The 15,329-nt window shown below is 38.3% G+C and carries 14 protein-coding genes; 9 read left to right on the top strand and 5 right to left on the bottom strand.

Features of this window, described 5'->3' with window-relative positions; translation table 11 throughout:
- The first annotated feature begins 56 nt into the window (after positions 1 to 56).
- The 6 genes from htpG to Q0948_RS01405 all read left to right on the top strand — a co-directional run bounded on the left by htpG (position 57) and on the right by Q0948_RS01405 (position 7,021).
- On the top strand, positions 57 to 1,946 hold the full coding sequence (htpG, locus tag Q0948_RS01430; protein WP_298348233.1) for a molecular chaperone HtpG: 1,890 nt from the start codon (positions 57 to 59) through the stop codon (positions 1,944 to 1,946).
- 180 nt (positions 1,947 to 2,126) lie between these two features.
- The gene (locus Q0948_RS01425) at positions 2,127 to 2,681 is read left to right on the top strand and encodes a thioredoxin family protein (protein WP_298348235.1); all 555 of its coding nucleotides are present in this window, start codon (positions 2,127 to 2,129) and stop codon (positions 2,679 to 2,681) included.
- 203 nt (positions 2,682 to 2,884) lie between these two features.
- Positions 2,885 to 3,658 carry a diadenylate cyclase gene (locus Q0948_RS01420; RefSeq protein ID WP_021778653.1) on the top strand — a complete coding sequence of 258 codons (774 nt, stop codon included), beginning with the start codon at positions 2,885 to 2,887 and terminating at the stop codon, positions 3,656 to 3,658.
- 3 nt (positions 3,659 to 3,661) lie between these two features.
- Complete coding sequence (locus tag Q0948_RS01415; RefSeq protein WP_298348239.1) at positions 3,662 to 4,672, top strand: DUF3667 domain-containing protein; 1,011 nt, start codon at positions 3,662 to 3,664, stop codon at positions 4,670 to 4,672.
- A 69-nt stretch (positions 4,673 to 4,741) separates the two neighbouring features.
- Positions 4,742 to 5,797, top strand: a complete 1,056-nt coding sequence (locus Q0948_RS01410; RefSeq protein WP_298348241.1) for a DUF3667 domain-containing protein — start codon at positions 4,742 to 4,744, stop codon at positions 5,795 to 5,797.
- A 102-nt stretch (positions 5,798 to 5,899) separates the two neighbouring features.
- Entirely contained in the window at positions 5,900 to 7,021 is a 1,122-nt protein-coding gene (locus tag Q0948_RS01405; protein WP_298348243.1) for an adenylate/guanylate cyclase domain-containing protein, read from the top strand.
- Positions 7,022 to 7,057: 36 nt separating this feature from the next.
- On the opposite strand, the gene Q0948_RS01400 is transcribed toward Q0948_RS01405, so the two are convergent.
- Both Q0948_RS01400 and truA read right to left on the bottom strand, forming a co-directional pair.
- Positions 7,058 to 8,824, bottom strand: coding sequence for an ABC transporter ATP-binding protein (locus Q0948_RS01400; protein WP_298348246.1), 1,767 nt, complete (start codon positions 8,822 to 8,824; stop codon positions 7,058 to 7,060).
- Positions 8,811 to 9,581, bottom strand: coding sequence for a tRNA pseudouridine(38-40) synthase TruA (gene truA / locus Q0948_RS01395; RefSeq protein WP_298348249.1), 771 nt, complete (start codon positions 9,579 to 9,581; stop codon positions 8,811 to 8,813). The genes Q0948_RS01400 and truA overlap by 14 nt, the downstream gene beginning before the upstream one ends.
- 49 nt (positions 9,582 to 9,630) lie before the next feature.
- Between truA and Q0948_RS01390 the strand changes: the two genes are divergently transcribed.
- From Q0948_RS01390 to Q0948_RS01380, 3 genes are all read left to right on the top strand, one after another.
- Positions 9,631 to 10,122: a metallophosphoesterase family protein gene (locus tag Q0948_RS01390; protein WP_298348251.1), complete on the top strand. Its 492-nt coding sequence runs from the start codon at positions 9,631 to 9,633 to the stop codon at positions 10,120 to 10,122.
- A gap of 124 nt (positions 10,123 to 10,246) precedes the next feature.
- Complete coding sequence (locus Q0948_RS01385) at positions 10,247 to 11,179, top strand: peptidylprolyl isomerase (RefSeq protein WP_021778660.1); 933 nt, start codon at positions 10,247 to 10,249, stop codon at positions 11,177 to 11,179.
- Positions 11,180 to 11,331: 152 nt separating this feature from the next.
- Positions 11,332 to 11,862 carry a YfiT family bacillithiol transferase gene (locus tag Q0948_RS01380; RefSeq protein WP_035324490.1) on the top strand — a complete coding sequence of 177 codons (531 nt, stop codon included), beginning with the start codon at positions 11,332 to 11,334 and terminating at the stop codon, positions 11,860 to 11,862.
- Positions 11,863 to 11,947: 85 nt separating this feature from the next.
- Here the strand turns inward: Q0948_RS01380 and Q0948_RS01375 are convergent, their stop codons facing one another.
- The 3 genes from Q0948_RS01375 to Q0948_RS01365 all read right to left on the bottom strand — a co-directional run bounded on the left by Q0948_RS01375 (position 11,948) and on the right by Q0948_RS01365 (position 15,274).
- A complete protein-coding gene (locus Q0948_RS01375) occupies positions 11,948 to 12,955 on the bottom strand; it encodes a 3-oxoacyl-ACP synthase III family protein (RefSeq protein WP_298348260.1) in 1,008 nt (335 codons plus the stop codon).
- A 234-nt stretch (positions 12,956 to 13,189) separates the two neighbouring features.
- Positions 13,190 to 14,515 (bottom strand): AarF/UbiB family protein, encoded by a 1,326-nt coding sequence (locus tag Q0948_RS01370; protein WP_298348262.1) that lies wholly within the window; start codon positions 14,513 to 14,515, stop codon positions 13,190 to 13,192.
- Between the two features lie 66 nt (positions 14,516 to 14,581).
- Positions 14,582 to 15,274: a TetR family transcriptional regulator C-terminal domain-containing protein gene (locus Q0948_RS01365; protein WP_298348264.1), complete on the bottom strand. Its 693-nt coding sequence runs from the start codon at positions 15,272 to 15,274 to the stop codon at positions 14,582 to 14,584.
- Positions 15,275 to 15,329: the final 55 nt, after the last annotated feature.

Genomic DNA, 15,329 nt, shown 5'->3' with positions numbered 1-15,329 from the left:
GGTACTTTTTTCGCTTTAAGCAAGACTCAAATTTTACACTTTAAAACATATATACAATGTCAACAGGAAAAATTAATGTATCGGTAGAGAATATCTTTCCGCTTATTAAGAAGTTCTTATATAGTGATCACGAGATTTTCTTACGTGAGCTTATCTCAAACGCAACAGACGCAACCCTTAAGTTAAAACACCTTACCTCTATAGGTGAGTCTAGTGCTGAGTATGGAAATCCTCAGATAGAAGTAAAAATAGACAAGGAAGGGAAGAAGCTTCATATTATAGATCAAGGTCTTGGTATGACGCAAGAAGAGGTTGAGAAGTATATTAACCAACTTGCATTTTCTGGAGCAGAGGAGTTTTTAAACAAGTATGAAGATGGTGCTAAGGATACAGGAATCATAGGGCACTTTGGTCTTGGTTTTTACTCGGCATTTATGGTGGCAGAGAAGGTAGAGATTATTACAAAGTCACATAAAGATGAGCCAGCAGCACACTGGACGTGTGATGGTAGTCCTAACTTTACTCTAGAAGCGGCAGATAAGACAGAGCGCGGTACAGAGATTATCTTACACATCGCAGAAGATAGTACAGAGTTTCTTGAAGAAGGACGCATCGCGGGACTGCTTTCTAAGTACAACAAGTTTATGCCAGTGCCTATTAAGTTTGGTATGAAGACAGAGACGCTTCCTAAGCCAGAAGATGCAAAGGAAGAAGATCCAGCTCCTACACAAGAGGTTGATAATATTATAAACAACCCTAACCCAGCCTGGACAAAGCAACCAGCAGATCTTGAAGAAGAAGATTATAAAAACTTCTACCAGGAACTGTATCCAGCAAACTTTGACGAGCCGTTATTTAATATACACCTTAATGTAGATTATCCTTTTAACCTTACAGGTATCTTATACTTCCCAAAACTAGGGCAGGATATGAATATGCAAAAGGATCGCATACAGTTATATCAAAACCAAGTTTTTGTTACAGATAACGTAGAGGGTATCGTACCAGAATTCTTAACGATGCTACGAGGAGTGATAGACTCTCCAGACATCCCACTTAACGTATCTCGTAGTTATTTACAGGCAGATGGAGCAGTAAAGAAAATATCTGGTTACATATCTCGTAAGGTTGCAGATAAGCTTAAGTCACTCTTTAATAACGACAGAGAAGATTTTGAAAAGAAATGGAATGACATCAAACTCGTTATAGAGTACGGTATGTTATCTGAAGATAAGTTCTTTGAAAAGGCAGATAAGTTTGCACTATATCCTACAGTAGATAATACATTCTTTACTTGGGAAGAGCTTGAAGCAAAAATCAAAGAAAACCAAGTAGATAAAGACGGGAAGACAGTTGTACTTTATGCAAGTGATACAGATGCACAGCACTCATACATACAGAGCGCAAAAGACAAAGGATATGAAGTATTATTACTAGATTCTCCTATTGTATCTCACTTAATCCAGAAGCTAGAGACTAGTAAAGAAAACGTAACTTTTGTACGTGTAGATGGTGATCATATAGATAACCTTATCAAAAAGGACGAAGAGCAAATCTCAAAACTCTCTGACGTTGAGAAGGAGACTGTAAAAACAGCTATTACAGATGCTATTGCAAACACGTCTTATACGGTACAAGTAGAAGCAATGGATAGTAATGCTGCACCATTTATCATCACACAGCCAGAGTTTATGCGCCGTATGAAGGAGATGCAACAAGCCGGTGGTGGCGGAGGTATGAATATGTTTGGTAATATGCCAGAGATGTACAACCTAGTAGTAAATGGTAACCACGAGCTGGTGACAGAAATACTCAATGCAGATACAGACGAGACTAAAAAACGTTTGATCACGCAGTCTTTTGACCTAGCAAAACTATCTCAAAATCTACTTAAGGGTGAAGAGCTTACTAGCTTTATAAAACGCTCTTATGAGATGATTAAATAATGTGAGAGTGCCTAGCACAACACATTAATGTAAACCACCTTTTTCATTTTCGAAAAAGGTGGTTTTTTTATTTTAGCTATGATTATACGTAACGTCTAGCATATTGTTGCGTCTTATCATACAGTATGAGAACACCTACATAGTGCGGGTGTTAATTATTAAGATTACAAAAGAAATTATATGTCACTTACTCCATCTAACATGTTACCGGTAGGTACAAAGGCTCCAGAGTTTCAACTGCTTGATACGGTTACAAACCAGCTTTGCAGTTATCACGATATTAAGGGTGAGCGCGGCACAGTGGTGATGTTTATATGTAATCATTGCCCCTTTGTAGTACACGTGGTAGATGAGATTGTGCGCATCGCAAACGATTATCGTGTGCTCGGTTTTGGCTTTGTGGCGATAAGTAGTAATGACATAGTAGCATACCCGCAAGACGGCCCAGAGATGATGTGGGCAAATGCTCGTAAAAACAGCTTTACATTTCCGTATCTACTTGATGAGACACAAGAGGTGGCAAAAAACTATGATGCTGCCTGCACACCAGATTTCTTTGTTTTTGGACCAGATGATTGTCTTGTGTATAGAGGGCAGCTAGATAACAGTAGGCCAGGTAATGGAATCCCGGTAAACGGTAGAGACCTGAGAGAAGCACTAGATAATATCTTTAACAGCAAGCCACAAGCAACCCTGCAAAAACCAAGTATGGGGTGCAACATCAAGTGGAAATAGTAGAGGAGAGTTACTAGGTACGCTTTCGCGAAAGCGCACTCAAAACCACTATTAATTGCAGTGATTGTTCAGATTGAAAACGTAAGTGTAGTCACACTATTAAACTTGATGTCATATAATTGAGTAATTATTATCCTCGCTTTTTATGGCTTAGTATTTTGTGCTTAGGCTATTTCTGCTATTTTTACGTAAATCTCACATTTTTGGAAATCTTAGAAAATTTACGCATCCTAGACGGCATCGATATTTTACTCGTAGCCATCTTAATGTTTTACCTCTATAGACTGGTAAAAGGTACGGTTGCGATAAACATTTTTATAGGTATCGTAGTCATCTACTTGATCTGGCAACTCACCGTCTTGCTTAAGATGGAGATGCTTAGTACCATATTGGGGCAGTTTATAGGTGTGGGGATGTTTGCACTTATAGTCGTTTTCCAGCAGGAGATACGTAAATTTTTACTCCTCATAGGTAGTACAAACCTCACTAAGGGAGGACTCTTTAAAAACTTTAATTTTTCTAAAAAGGAAGGTACGCTGGCTTTAGATCTTAATGCAGTTCTCACTGCTTGCGAGAATATGGCTGCTTCAAAAACGGGAGCACTTATTATCATAAGAAGAGATACCAGTCTCGAGTTTGTAAAAGATACGGGAGACAGGATGGAGATAGAAGTAAACAGACCTATTATAGAAAGTGTTTTTTATAAAAACTCAACCCTACACGACGGGGCGATGATTATAGAAGAAAATAAAATTACAGCTACAAGAGTCATATTACCCGTAACACAAGAGCGTGACATCCCACTACGTTTTGGACTTAGACACAGAGCTGCCGTAGGTATTACAGAAAAGACAGATGCGCTCGCACTGGTAGTGAGTGAGGAGTCTGGTGCAATAAGCTATATAAAGGACGGAGAGTTTGTACTCTATAAAACGATAGACGATTTACGCATACTACTAGAGACAGAACTTACGTAAACAATGGCAGATAAAAAGTCTAAAAAGCTCCCTAAAAAGGCAAAAGCAAAAACGCCTAAGAAGCAAAAGCGAGAGCTACTTGTAATCTCAGAGAGTTGTAAAAACTGTGGTACTCCATTAGACTTAGACCAGCGCTTTTGTTCTCATTGTGGCGCAAAGCGTATGCACAACAGGCTTAATACCCGCAATTTACTAGAGGATTTTACAGAGCGTTTTCTCAATATAGAAAATGTCTTTCTCAAAACGTTTATTGCCCTTTTTACAAAGCCAGAAGATGTCATAAATGGTTATATAGGTGGATTGCGAAAGCGCTATATGTCTGCCTTTAGCTACTTTGCAGTGGCACTTACTATAGGGAGTATTTACATTTTCTTATTTAGAAATTGGTTTTTAGATACAGAAAATGGACTGTTTAATGGATTCTTTACAGGTCTAGAAGCCGGTGCACAATCTAATGGTGGTGATGGTGTGATGGAGCTTGTAAATTTTATATTTGATTATAACTCCTTTATAAGCTTTCTATACATTCCATTTTTTGCAGTGATTTCAAAAATTGTTTTCTGGAATTATAAGGAGGTAAATTTTATAGAGCACATTGTGATATATCTCTATGCATACTCACAAACTCAAATTATAACTAATGTACTTTTTATACTTGCGGGCTGGTCTGCTGCTGGGCAAATTATAGTAAGCCTGTTTGTATCTACATTACCGTTTTTTTACACGGCATATGTCTTGTATCGCGTGTTTAATTTAAGTGTCAAAAGTCTGGTTCTTAAAACAGGTTTTTTTCTGTTAATTATAGTTCCTTTCAGCATTTTGTTAAGTGCCATTATAGGTACAGCAATGTATACAGCAGGTTCTTTTGACCCGCTTATAGAATCTGTAAAGAAATCTCACGATGCAAGAAGAGCAAAGAGAGATAGCATAAAGCAAGATAGCCTAAGGCTTAAATCTCTTACCCCACAATCTTTGCCAATACCAGTACAGAAAACTCAAGATAGTATAGAGTGACTTTAACATACTTGTAATTTTAGTATTATTGTGATTCTAAATCAATCAATCAATCAATCAATCAATCAAATGAGTAAACTCTCCAGGGCAGAAAAAAAAGCTTTAAAGAAGCAAAACAATCTTTTAAAAGTAGAGGATACCTGCATAAACTGTGCAGAGTATATAGCCCTAGACCAGCGTTTTTGCTCGCACTGCGGTGGAAAGCGTATTTATAATAGACTCACCTGGCGTAATCTAATAGAAGATTTTGTAGATCGCTTTTTAAATCTGGAAAACTCCTTTCTTAGAACATTTGTAGCGATGTTTACACGCCCAGATGAGGTTATAGGAGGTTATATGAATGGAATGCGTAAGAAGTACTTACCCGCATTCAGTTACTTTGCTATTGCACTTACCATTGCAGGAGTTTACAGTTTTTTACTTAAAAACTATTTTGCAGATGTTTTTACGGGTATGCAGGCAGATGCGTCTACAATGTTTGTTTCAGACCCAGAACAACTCGCAATGCAAAAGAAATTTGCAGAGGGCTGGGCAGAGGAGTGGATAGAGCTAGCTACAGACTATCAGTCTATGTTTTATTTTGCTGCAATACCACTACTTGCAGTTATCTCAAGAATTGTTTTCTGGAACTATAAGAAGTATAATTTTGTTGAGCATCTGGTCATCTATTTATATGCCTACTCACATACAGCTATGATAACCTCAGTATTATACATATGTTTTATGTGGAGTGAGACTGCTTTTCAAATTATAGGTTTTGCTGGGATGCCACTTGCTGTTCTTTACATAGGTTATGTACTTAAAAGACTCTTTAAATTAGATGCTGCTGGGATTATACTTAAAACGGCATTGTTTGGAGTAGTATTAACCGCAATCACCGCAGTGGTAGGTGGAATTTTCTGTGGGGTGCTTATTTTTAATCTTCTCAAAAATGATGGAAAACCGGCAGAAAATGAATCGTCATTTGTAAAAATTATGCGAGAGTCCTTTGAGCAAGGTAAGAAGAAAGGAGAGGAAATTGCTAGGGAAAAGAAAATCAAAGACTCCATAAAGCAAGACAGTGTAAAGCGACTTGAAGATATACTAGAGATTACTCCAGATATGATTAAAAATAGACCGCAGTAGGAGTACGCTTTCGCGAAAGCGTTATTAAAACCTCATAAATCTCTCTTAATAAGTACATCTTTCTGATAGGAGTATACCTATATTGATACCAGATATTATAGTATGAAGATTTTTAGAAATGAGTTGACCAGAAATGAGATCATATTTTATGTGCGTAGAGCACTGTGGATCTTGCTTGCGTGGACGCTCATATCAAATATTATTTTCTTGTATGATTATGCAACACTAGTTTCTGCAAATGCGCTTACGTCTAATTTTGATATGGAGGTGTCGTTTAAGGCTAACTTACTTGTGTCTATCGTTGCTGGGCTTTTTGGCGGTATTTTTACGGTAAATATAATGGAGCTCTGGCTACGTAAGTATGCCTTCTGGAAGGCGCTTATTTTTATAACCCTTCTCTATGTTGTGATTGCTATGGTAGTGGGTACCATAGGGGCTTATTATTTTTATAGTGACTCGCTAGGTCTAGCCATAGGTAGTCAAGAGCTTTTAGATAGGGTATTACAGTTTTATACAGAGCACATATTTATAAAGAACTTTGTAATATGGTTGTTTATCGTACTGCTCACACTCATAATTTTAATGATAAATGATAAGTATGGGCCGGGCGTTTTTCCAGACTACTTGATGGGGCGTTACTTCTTGCCAAAAAATGAAACCCGCATCTTTATGTTTGCAGATATAAGAGATGCAACACGCATTGCAGAAAAGCTAGGCGAGCAAGAGTATTTTAACTTTCTTAAAGATTTTTTTAATGATATCGCTCCTGCTATAATGCAAACTAAGGGAGAAGTGTATCAGTATGTGGGTGATGAGGTAGTTATCACCTGGAAGATGAAAAACGGTGTTAAAAACGCAAATGCGCTACGTTGCTATTACCGTATGAAAAATATTATCTATAAAAAATCTGTGCGCTATTATAAACGTTATAATGCCTTACCAGATTTTAAGGTAGGTTTTCACTATGGTCAAGTAATGGTAGGTGAGCTGGGTAAAATAAAACGTGACATTGCATTTTCTGGAGACGTACTCAATACAACGGCGCGTATACAAGGAATGTGTAATGATAAAGGTGTAGATGTGCTAGCGTCTAAAGCCTTTGCAGATTTGCTTAAAAAACTACCTAGAAACACAAGAGTGGTAAAAGTAGGAGATGAACTTCTCAAAGGTAAGTCTGAGCAAGTGTCGCTTGTGACATTTGACAGGGATGTATCTGCAAAGTAATATGTTACCCTTCACAATAACATTATTCAGGACGGTTTAACTTGCCTCAGCCTGCATAAACTGTACTTCGTAAAGATTACGGTAATGACCATTTTCTTTTTTAAGTAGCTCTTTATGTGTGCCTTGCTCGATGATTTTTCCTTTCTCCATCACGATAATTTGGTCAGCCTTTTTGATGGTTGCTAGGCGGTGTGCAATAACGATAGAGGTACGTCCTTTTGTTATTTTCTTAATAGCTTTCTGTATAAGCTGCTCACTATGTGAATCTACAGATGAGGTAGCCTCATCTAGCACAAGTATAGAAGGATTACTTACATAAGCTCTTAAGAAAGCAATAAGCTGTCGCTGGCCGCTAGAGAGCATAGAGCCACGCTCCTTTACGTTATAGTGGTATCCATCTGGTAGGCTAGATATAAATTTATGTACGCCTATAGCCTTAGCACTTTCTATAACCTCCTCTTCTGTGATAGATGGGTCTTGTAGCGTGATGTTATTGAGTATAGTATCTGCAAATAAGAATACATCTTGCAATACCACAGCAATTTCCTTACGTAAATCTGTAAGCTTTATGTCTTTTATATCTGTGCCGTCTAGTAATATCTGCCCCCTATCTATCTCATAAAATCTACTTAGTAGATTGATAATGGTAGATTTACCTGCACCAGTAGAGCCCACAATAGCAATGGTTTCTCCAGCAGCAGCTTCTAGCGATATTCCTTTAAGTACTTCTTCACCGGGTACATACGAGAAGTGTACATCCTTAAAATCTATAACACCTTTTACATCGTTTAATTCTAGAGTACCTGTATTTGTAATAGAAGACTCTGTATCTAGTATGGTAAATACTCTATTTGCGGCCACCATACCCATTTGTAAGGTGTTGAACTTATCTGCTATCTGGCGTAGTGGTGTAAAAAGCATCTGTATGTAACTTATAAAGGCAGTAATTAAACCTATCGTTACAATGTCGCTTTGTGCTGCTTTAAGACCGCCATACCACACAATAAGACCTATAGTCACCGCTGTACAAATCTCTGCAATAGGGAAGAAAATAGAGTTATACCACACAGTCTTATTCCAGGCATCTCTGTGCTTGTTATTTATAGCATTAAATTTTTTATGCTCTATGGCTTCTCTATTAAAAATTTGTACAATTTTCATACCTGTCACACGCTCTTGTACAAAGGTGTTGAGGTTAGAAACCTGTGTGCGCACTTCTTCAAAGGCAAGCTTCATCGCTCGCTGAAAAACTCGGGTAGCGTATAATATAATCGGGAATACAGCAAGTACAATAAGTGTGAGTCTCCAGCTCTCATAAAACATAAAACCTAAAACGACACTCATTTTAAGTAGGTCTGCAATAATCATAAACAGCCCTTGAGAGAATATGCTAGAGATTGTCTCTATATCACCTACAGCTCTAGTCACTAGACGACCCACTGCAGACTTGTCAAAATATTGCATTTTGAACCCAAGCATATGGTCAAAGAGTTTAACACGTATATCTTTTATAACCTGCTGGCCTATCCAGTTTGAGAAGTAGATAAACATAAGCTGGAAAACGACCTCACCTACCAGTACAACCGCCATAAGGCGTAAGTAAAAAAATAAGTCTGTGGCAGAGCGTTGTGAGATCCCTAGATCTATGGCGTTCTTTAAAAAATAAGGGCGTAGCGCTGCACAAACAGATAAGATAATCGCTCCCGCTGCGGCTATGTAAAGCCTGCTACGATAAGGTTTCGTAAAGGCAAGTAGTCGTTTGAACAACTGTGTGTCAAAAGCTTTTCCTTTAGTCTCTCCCATTGTTTATATAAATTGTTTCTGGATATATAATCTCTGTTAAATATAAGCCGTGTCCCGGTACAGAAGACCCTGCTTGTGATCTACTCTTTCCTTTTACTACTTCGTGTATCCACGAGACAGGTTTTTTGCCTTGCCCTATCTCTAGTAATGTGCCTACAATGGCACGTACCATATTGCGCAAAAATCGATTTGCCGTAATATGGAAGTGGTACTCATCTTCGGTTTCTAGCCACTGCGCTCTAGTAATATCACAAAGATACGTGTTGACCTCTGTCTTTGATTTAGAAAAACATTCAAAATCTGAATAATCTAGTAACGCTGCCGCTGCTTCATTCATAAGGCTTAGATCTATATCATATACTATAGCGTGTGCTTGCTCTGTACTAAAAGGATTTTTACGTTTTGCAATGCGATATAGATAAGATCTCGATGTCGCGTCAAAACGTGTATGAGCCTCATCACTCACATTAAAAATGCGATCTATGGCAATGTCTGGAGGCAAAAACCTATTGAGTTTATAGGTAAGATTTTTTAATTTATTATCAAGACTTAAATCATCATCCCAGTCAAAGTGGGCATACATCTGTGTAGCGTGCACCCCGGCATCTGTACGTCCTGCACCCATTATGAGTACAGGTTTTCTTAAGATGGTACTCAGTGCTTTTTCTATGGTTTCTTGCACGGTAACAGCATTAGGTTGCCGCTGCCAGCCGTGGTAGTCTTTTCCAAAATAAGAAAGCTCAATAAAATAGCGCACCGTGTTGTATTTTTGTAGCAAATATACGCTTTCGCGAAAGCGCACTCAAATGAAAAAAATCCTCCTCCTTAGCGATACACATAGTTATATAGATGACCACATTCTAGGCCACGTAAAATGGGCAGATGAGGTCTGGCACGCAGGTGACATAGGTGATCTAAAAGTAACAGACACGCTTAAAAAATTAAAGCCGCTACGAGCCGTTTATGGTAATATAGATACCACAGAAGCACGACAAGAATTCCCGCTTAACAATCGTTTTATATGTGAAGGCGTAGAAGTATTAATTACTCATATAGGAGGCTACCCTGGAAGATACTCGCCTGCTATAAGAGAAGAAATTTATGCACGACCGCCTAAACTGTTTATATGCGGGCATAGTCATATCTTAAAGGTGATGCCAGATAAAAAACTGGGACTATTACATATGAATCCGGGTGCAATAGGGAAGCACGGTTTTCATAAAGTGCGCACAATGCTCAGGTTTACCATACACGAGGGTCGCATCGAGAATCTTGAAGTAATAGAGGTTGCTAGGTAATTATAAGAGTACCAGTCTTTAAGGTAAGTGCTAAGATTATATTAAACTTAGTATATTTTTAAACCTGCTCATTTGCCTTCCCAAAGGTAAATAGTATCTTTGCACCTCATTAAAAACAAGGATAATGCAAGACGGTATTTACGCAAAAATTCATACGCCAAAGGGCGAAATAACACTTAAGCTTGAGCACGAGAAAACTCCTGGAACAGTAGGAAACTTTGTTGCCCTAGCAGAAGGAAACCTAGAGAACTCTCAAAAACCTCAAGGAACACCTTACTATGACGGATTAAAATTTCACCGTGTCATTCCTGATTTTATGATCCAAGGAGGTTGCCCACTGGGAACTGGAACTGGTGATGGAGGATACAAATTTGACGATGAGATTCATCCAGATCTTAAGCACGATGCTCCAGGTAAATTATCTATGGCAAATGCTGGACCAGGAACAAATGGAACTCAGTTCTTTATAACACACATCCCTACAGACTGGTTAGACGGTAAGCACACTGTTTTTGGAAACGTAGTAGAAGGGCAAGACGTAGTAAATAGCGTAGCACAAGGTGATGAGATGGAAAAAATCGAAATCATACGTGTAGGAGCAGAGGCAGAGGCTTGGAACGCGGTAGAAGCATTTAGAACCTTCGAAGGATCTAGAGCTAAGCGTATAGAAGAAGAGAGAGCAGCACAAGCAGCAGAGATAGAAGCACTAGCAACAGGATTTGATACTACTGATAGCGGACTACGCTACCAAATTATTCAAAAAGGAGATGGTGTAAAAGCAGAAAAAGGTAAAACAGTTTCTGTACACTATAAAGGAGCACTTCCTGACGGAACTGTTTTTGATAGTTCTTTTAAAAGAAACCAACCTATAGATTTTCAACTAGGAGTAGGTCAAGTAATCCCAGGATGGGATGAAGGTATCGCTTTATTAAATGTAGGAGATAAAGCACGTTTAGTAATCCCTTCAGATCTTGCTTACGGTAGTGCAGGAGCTGGTGGTGTAATACCACCTAACGCTACACTCGTATTTGATGTAGAGCTTGTTGCTGTAAAGTAAGGAGTACAATTATATAGTTTTAAAGGGTCTGGTGTTATGCCAGACCTTTTTTTGTTTTTAATAGGTTCTGTAAGCACATAGTCTCGTGGTTGTTAATAAGGTGTGATAACAATTATGTGTAAAGGCGCAGAGACTTTTCTATTTTTGAGACTATGGAAAAGTTAAGATACCCAATAGGAAAATATTCGATGCCCACAGATATCTCAAACGAGAAGCTTACAGAGTGGATTAACATTCTAGAAGTAATGCCAGCTCAGTTACGAGATATGACAAGCGAGATGAGTGATGAGCAGTTAAACACGCCTTACAGACCAGAAGGATGGAACGTGAGACAAGTAGTACATCATCTAGCAGATAGTCATCACAACAGCTATACGCGTTTTAAATGGGCACTCACAGAAGAAAACCCAGTTATAAAACCCTACGATGAAAATGCGTGGACGGCACTCCCAGATCTAGAAGGTATGCCAGTAGAGTGGTCACTACGTCACCTTGAGGTGGTACATTATAAACTTGTACGATTATTAAGAACGCTCACAGATGAGCAACTGTCTAAAACATTTATTCACCCTGCAGGTGATAAAACCTATAACTTGAAACAAAATGTAGGGCAATATGCCTGGCACAGTATGCATCACTATATGCACATTGCAAACCTAGTGAAAGAGAAAGGCTGGAAATAATTATAGACCTAGCACAAAAAGAAAGTCCGCAGTAGTATGATACTACTGCGGACTTTTTTTATTAAAATCTCAATACGAGGTTATACTACCACTTTATAATAGAGCTGGCCCAAGTAAACCCACTACCAAAGGCAGCTAGCACTACAGTATCTCCTTCTTTTATCTTTCCATTCTCCCAAGCTTCTGTTAGGGCGATAGGGATAGAAGCAGCCGTTGTGTTTCCGTACTTCTGGATGTTATTATACACCTTATCATCACTAAGCTTAAACTTTTTCTGCACAAACTGCGAGATACGTAAGTTAGCTTGATGCGGTATAAGCATATCGATATCTGTTACATCAAGTTTGTTTTTCTGTAAACCTTCCATAATCACCTCAGAAAAGCGTACCACGGCATTTTTAAATACAAACTGCCCATTCATATATGGGTAGTAAGGGATATCTTCTTGCGGGTTAGTCTCTATAAGTTCTGGTACCCATTGCTCTGTGCTTGGTCCTTTAAGAGATAGCTCTAGTGCGTGCTCTCCCTCACTGTGTAGGTGAGATGATAATACACCTTTAGTCGTATCTTCTTCTCTAGAAAGTACTGCAGCACCTGCACCATCACCAAATATTACAGACACACTACGTCCTCTAGTGGTAAAATCTAGACCTCCACTATGATTTTCAGATCCTATTACCAGTACATTTTTATACATACCAGATTTTATAAACTGGTCTGCCGTTGCAAGTGCGTAGATAAATCCAGAACACTGGTTTCTTACATCTAGCGCAGGGACGGTTTCCATACCCATTAAGTGCTGTACTTGCACACCACAGCCAGGGAAGTAATAGTCTGGGCTGAGTGTCGCAAAGACTATCATATCTATATCCTTATTAGTAAGTCCAGCACGCTCTATAGCAATGGTTGCAGCTTTTACACCCATCTTTGCGGTAGAGTTACCATCTCCTTTTTTGATATGTCTACGCTCTTTTATTCCGGTGCGTTCTTGTATCCACTCATCATTAGTATCCATCAGTTTTGATAGATCATCATTTGTCACCACATTTTCTGGGACGTATTTACCTAGTCCGGTAATTTTGGAATTATACATAAGCTGTGTTTGAAAATTGTTTGAGGGTAATTACGCTTTCGCGAAAGCGTAAAAACTCCCAGCGTGTAAATATACTTTATCTTAAGGGCTAGATAAAGTGTCTATAATAATTTTAGTATGCACGCATAGTATGAATGACTTATAAACACAAAAAGAGCGCCCGACTAAAAGCGCTCTTTTCAAAAAACAACCTAACCAATAACATGTCACAAAAAGTAACACAATTATTAACCTTTATGCCACAGAGTCTGTGGGTACATAGTTCTTAAAATTATTGACCTTTATTTGTGCTTTGAGATCGTGCATCAAGTTATAAAGTCCAAAAAATGTTCTGTTTATATATAAGAAGTGTTTACTACCTCTGTTACCATTCATCTTACGTATTTCTGTATCCTTACTATACTTCTCGCTTAGCACGGCAATTTGATCAAAAAACGTACTGTCTCTAAAATCAAATTCTTCTTGATGCATAGGCTGTGTGAAGAGGCTGAGCATCTCGTGAAATAGTGCCGAGAAGAACTTTACTGTCTCTGCATCATCATCATCTCGTAATATTTCTAGCTCATATAATTTTTGCTTAAAAATATTAGGGTCATTTATATTTGACGGTTCTGCAAGGTCAAAGTAAGGTATGTAAAAATCTTGCGGTACGTGCTTGATGCAACCAAAGTCTATGGCAATAAGATTATGGTCTTTATCTACCATAAAGTTACCAGGGTGAGGGTCTGCGTGTATGCGCTTTAAAATATGCATCTGGTACATATAAAAATCCCATAGTGCTTGTCCCAGCTTATTTGCCGCTTCTTGATCTGTATTATGTGCTACAAACTCACTTAAGTGTTCCCCATCCATCCAGTCCATAGTAAGTATGCGCTCACTAGATAGGTCTGGATAGTAAGTTGGGAATACAAGATTAGGTATGGTAGCACAGTCTTCTGTCATTGCGATACTTTGTGCTAGCTCTAGATTGTAATCTGTCTCTTCAAGCAGTTTATCTTCTACCTCTTTAAAAAATTTTTCTTTACCCTCGCCTTGAAGATTAAACATCTTCTTTGCAATAGGTTTTACAAGGGCAAGATCACTACTGATACTGTCTGCGACTCCTGGATATTGGATTTTCACAGCAAGTTTTTTCCCATTTAATGTCGCTTGGTGCACTTGACCTATACTGGCCGCGTTAACACTCTGAGCCGCAAACGTATCATAGAGATCTTCTGGGTATTTACCCAGATATTTTTTAAAGGTTTTACGCACTAAGGGTGGAGATAGGGGAGGAACGCTAAACTGTGATAGAGAAAACTTTTCTACATATGCCTTAGGCATAATGTTTTTCTCCATACTAAGCATTTGCGCCACCTTGAGTGCGCTACCTTTTAGACTTTTTAAGCCATCATAAATATCTTCAGCATTATCTTCATTAAGTTGCTCTTTTGTGAGCGATGGATTAACGACCTTCTTACCGTAATATTTTGCATAGTTTGCACCCACCTTTACGCCAGTCTTTACAAGCTTTGAGGCTCTCTGGAGTTTATTAGTAGGTATGTGGTCTATTGTTTTCATATAATGATGCCCATAGGGGCTGTTATTTTATTGAGTTGAGGTAAAACCTCGTGCGTACTTATAGTACTACTTTGCCATTGTAAAATTTTCTTTGAATAAAAATTTTCCAAAGTCTATAATGCTTTCTAGCGGTGTGGTTTCAAAAATGTCAAAAATTGCATTTACAGACTTTTCAATAGCCACATCTGTTTTTTCGAAGGCAGGAGAGTTATCTTCCATCCAGTATTTAAGTAAGAATAAAAACTGTACCCAAGCTCCTTCTTTAAAAAGGCGTACAGGATTTTTTGTAATCTTATAATTCTTCTCATCATTACCAGCCTCTATAAGGTCTGCTGCAAAAGAGGTAAGGTGACCTCTCAACTCCTTGAGCTGGCTCATATTTTTGAGCATATTTTTATGCTGGTCTAGTGCTACAAGCACGTAACTTCTGTTTGCAGTAAGCATCTCAAACATTGTAAAAAAGTATGAGAGCATTTTATCTTTATTGGTGTACAATTCAAAATCACTGTTTTTGTGAAGCACACCTACGGTATTTGTGTGGAAAGCATTCCATATACCTGCTTTAAGATTTTGAAAAGAGCCAAAGAATTTATAAAACTCTGCTTCTTCTATATTGTGCTCTTTACAGAACTTGTAAATCGTTTTTGGTTCTTCTCCGTGCTCTAGCACATACTCCATATATGCTGTAATGAGCACTTGTGCATTTACTGTCTTCTTCTTGGCAGTAGTCTTTTTAGTCGTTTTCTTTACAGTTGCCATAATATTCGTTGTTTGATGTAAAGATACATTATGTTTAACCTTGCAACAATACTAT

The organism is uncultured Dokdonia sp. (assembly GCF_947496725.1).
In the GTDB taxonomy this organism is placed as follows: Bacteria; Bacteroidota; Bacteroidia; order Flavobacteriales; family Flavobacteriaceae; genus Dokdonia.
This window is presented reverse-complemented; position numbering and strand designations above follow the sequence as displayed.

What these genes read in the sequence shown, in the direction of transcription:
- Q0948_RS01365 (WP_298348264.1), bottom strand. Translation starts at nt 15,274, where the DNA reads ATGGCAACTGTAAAGAAAACGACTAAAAAGACTACTGCCAAGAAGAAG.
- Q0948_RS01425 (WP_298348235.1), top strand. Translation starts at nt 2,127, where the DNA reads ATGTCACTTACTCCATCTAACATGTTACCGGTAGGTACAAAGGCTCCA.
- Q0948_RS01375 (WP_298348260.1), bottom strand. Translation starts at nt 12,955, where the DNA reads ATGTATAATTCCAAAATTACCGGACTAGGTAAATACGTCCCAGAAAAT.
- Q0948_RS01380 (WP_035324490.1), top strand. Translation starts at nt 11,332, where the DNA reads ATGGAAAAGTTAAGATACCCAATAGGAAAATATTCGATGCCCACAGAT.
- Q0948_RS01410 (WP_298348241.1), top strand. Translation starts at nt 4,742, where the DNA reads ATGAGTAAACTCTCCAGGGCAGAAAAAAAAGCTTTAAAGAAGCAAAAC.
- Q0948_RS01385 (WP_021778660.1), top strand. Translation starts at nt 10,247, where the DNA reads ATGCAAGACGGTATTTACGCAAAAATTCATACGCCAAAGGGCGAAATA.
- Q0948_RS01370 (WP_298348262.1), bottom strand. Translation starts at nt 14,515, where the DNA reads ATGAAAACAATAGACCACATACCTACTAATAAACTCCAGAGAGCCTCA.
- Q0948_RS01405 (WP_298348243.1), top strand. Translation starts at nt 5,900, where the DNA reads ATGAAGATTTTTAGAAATGAGTTGACCAGAAATGAGATCATATTTTAT.
- Q0948_RS01400 (WP_298348246.1), bottom strand. Translation starts at nt 8,824, where the DNA reads ATGGGAGAGACTAAAGGAAAAGCTTTTGACACACAGTTGTTCAAACGA.
- htpG (WP_298348233.1), top strand. Translation starts at nt 57, where the DNA reads ATGTCAACAGGAAAAATTAATGTATCGGTAGAGAATATCTTTCCGCTT.
- Q0948_RS01415 (WP_298348239.1), top strand. Translation starts at nt 3,662, where the DNA reads ATGGCAGATAAAAAGTCTAAAAAGCTCCCTAAAAAGGCAAAAGCAAAA.
- Q0948_RS01390 (WP_298348251.1), top strand. Translation starts at nt 9,631, where the DNA reads ATGAAAAAAATCCTCCTCCTTAGCGATACACATAGTTATATAGATGAC.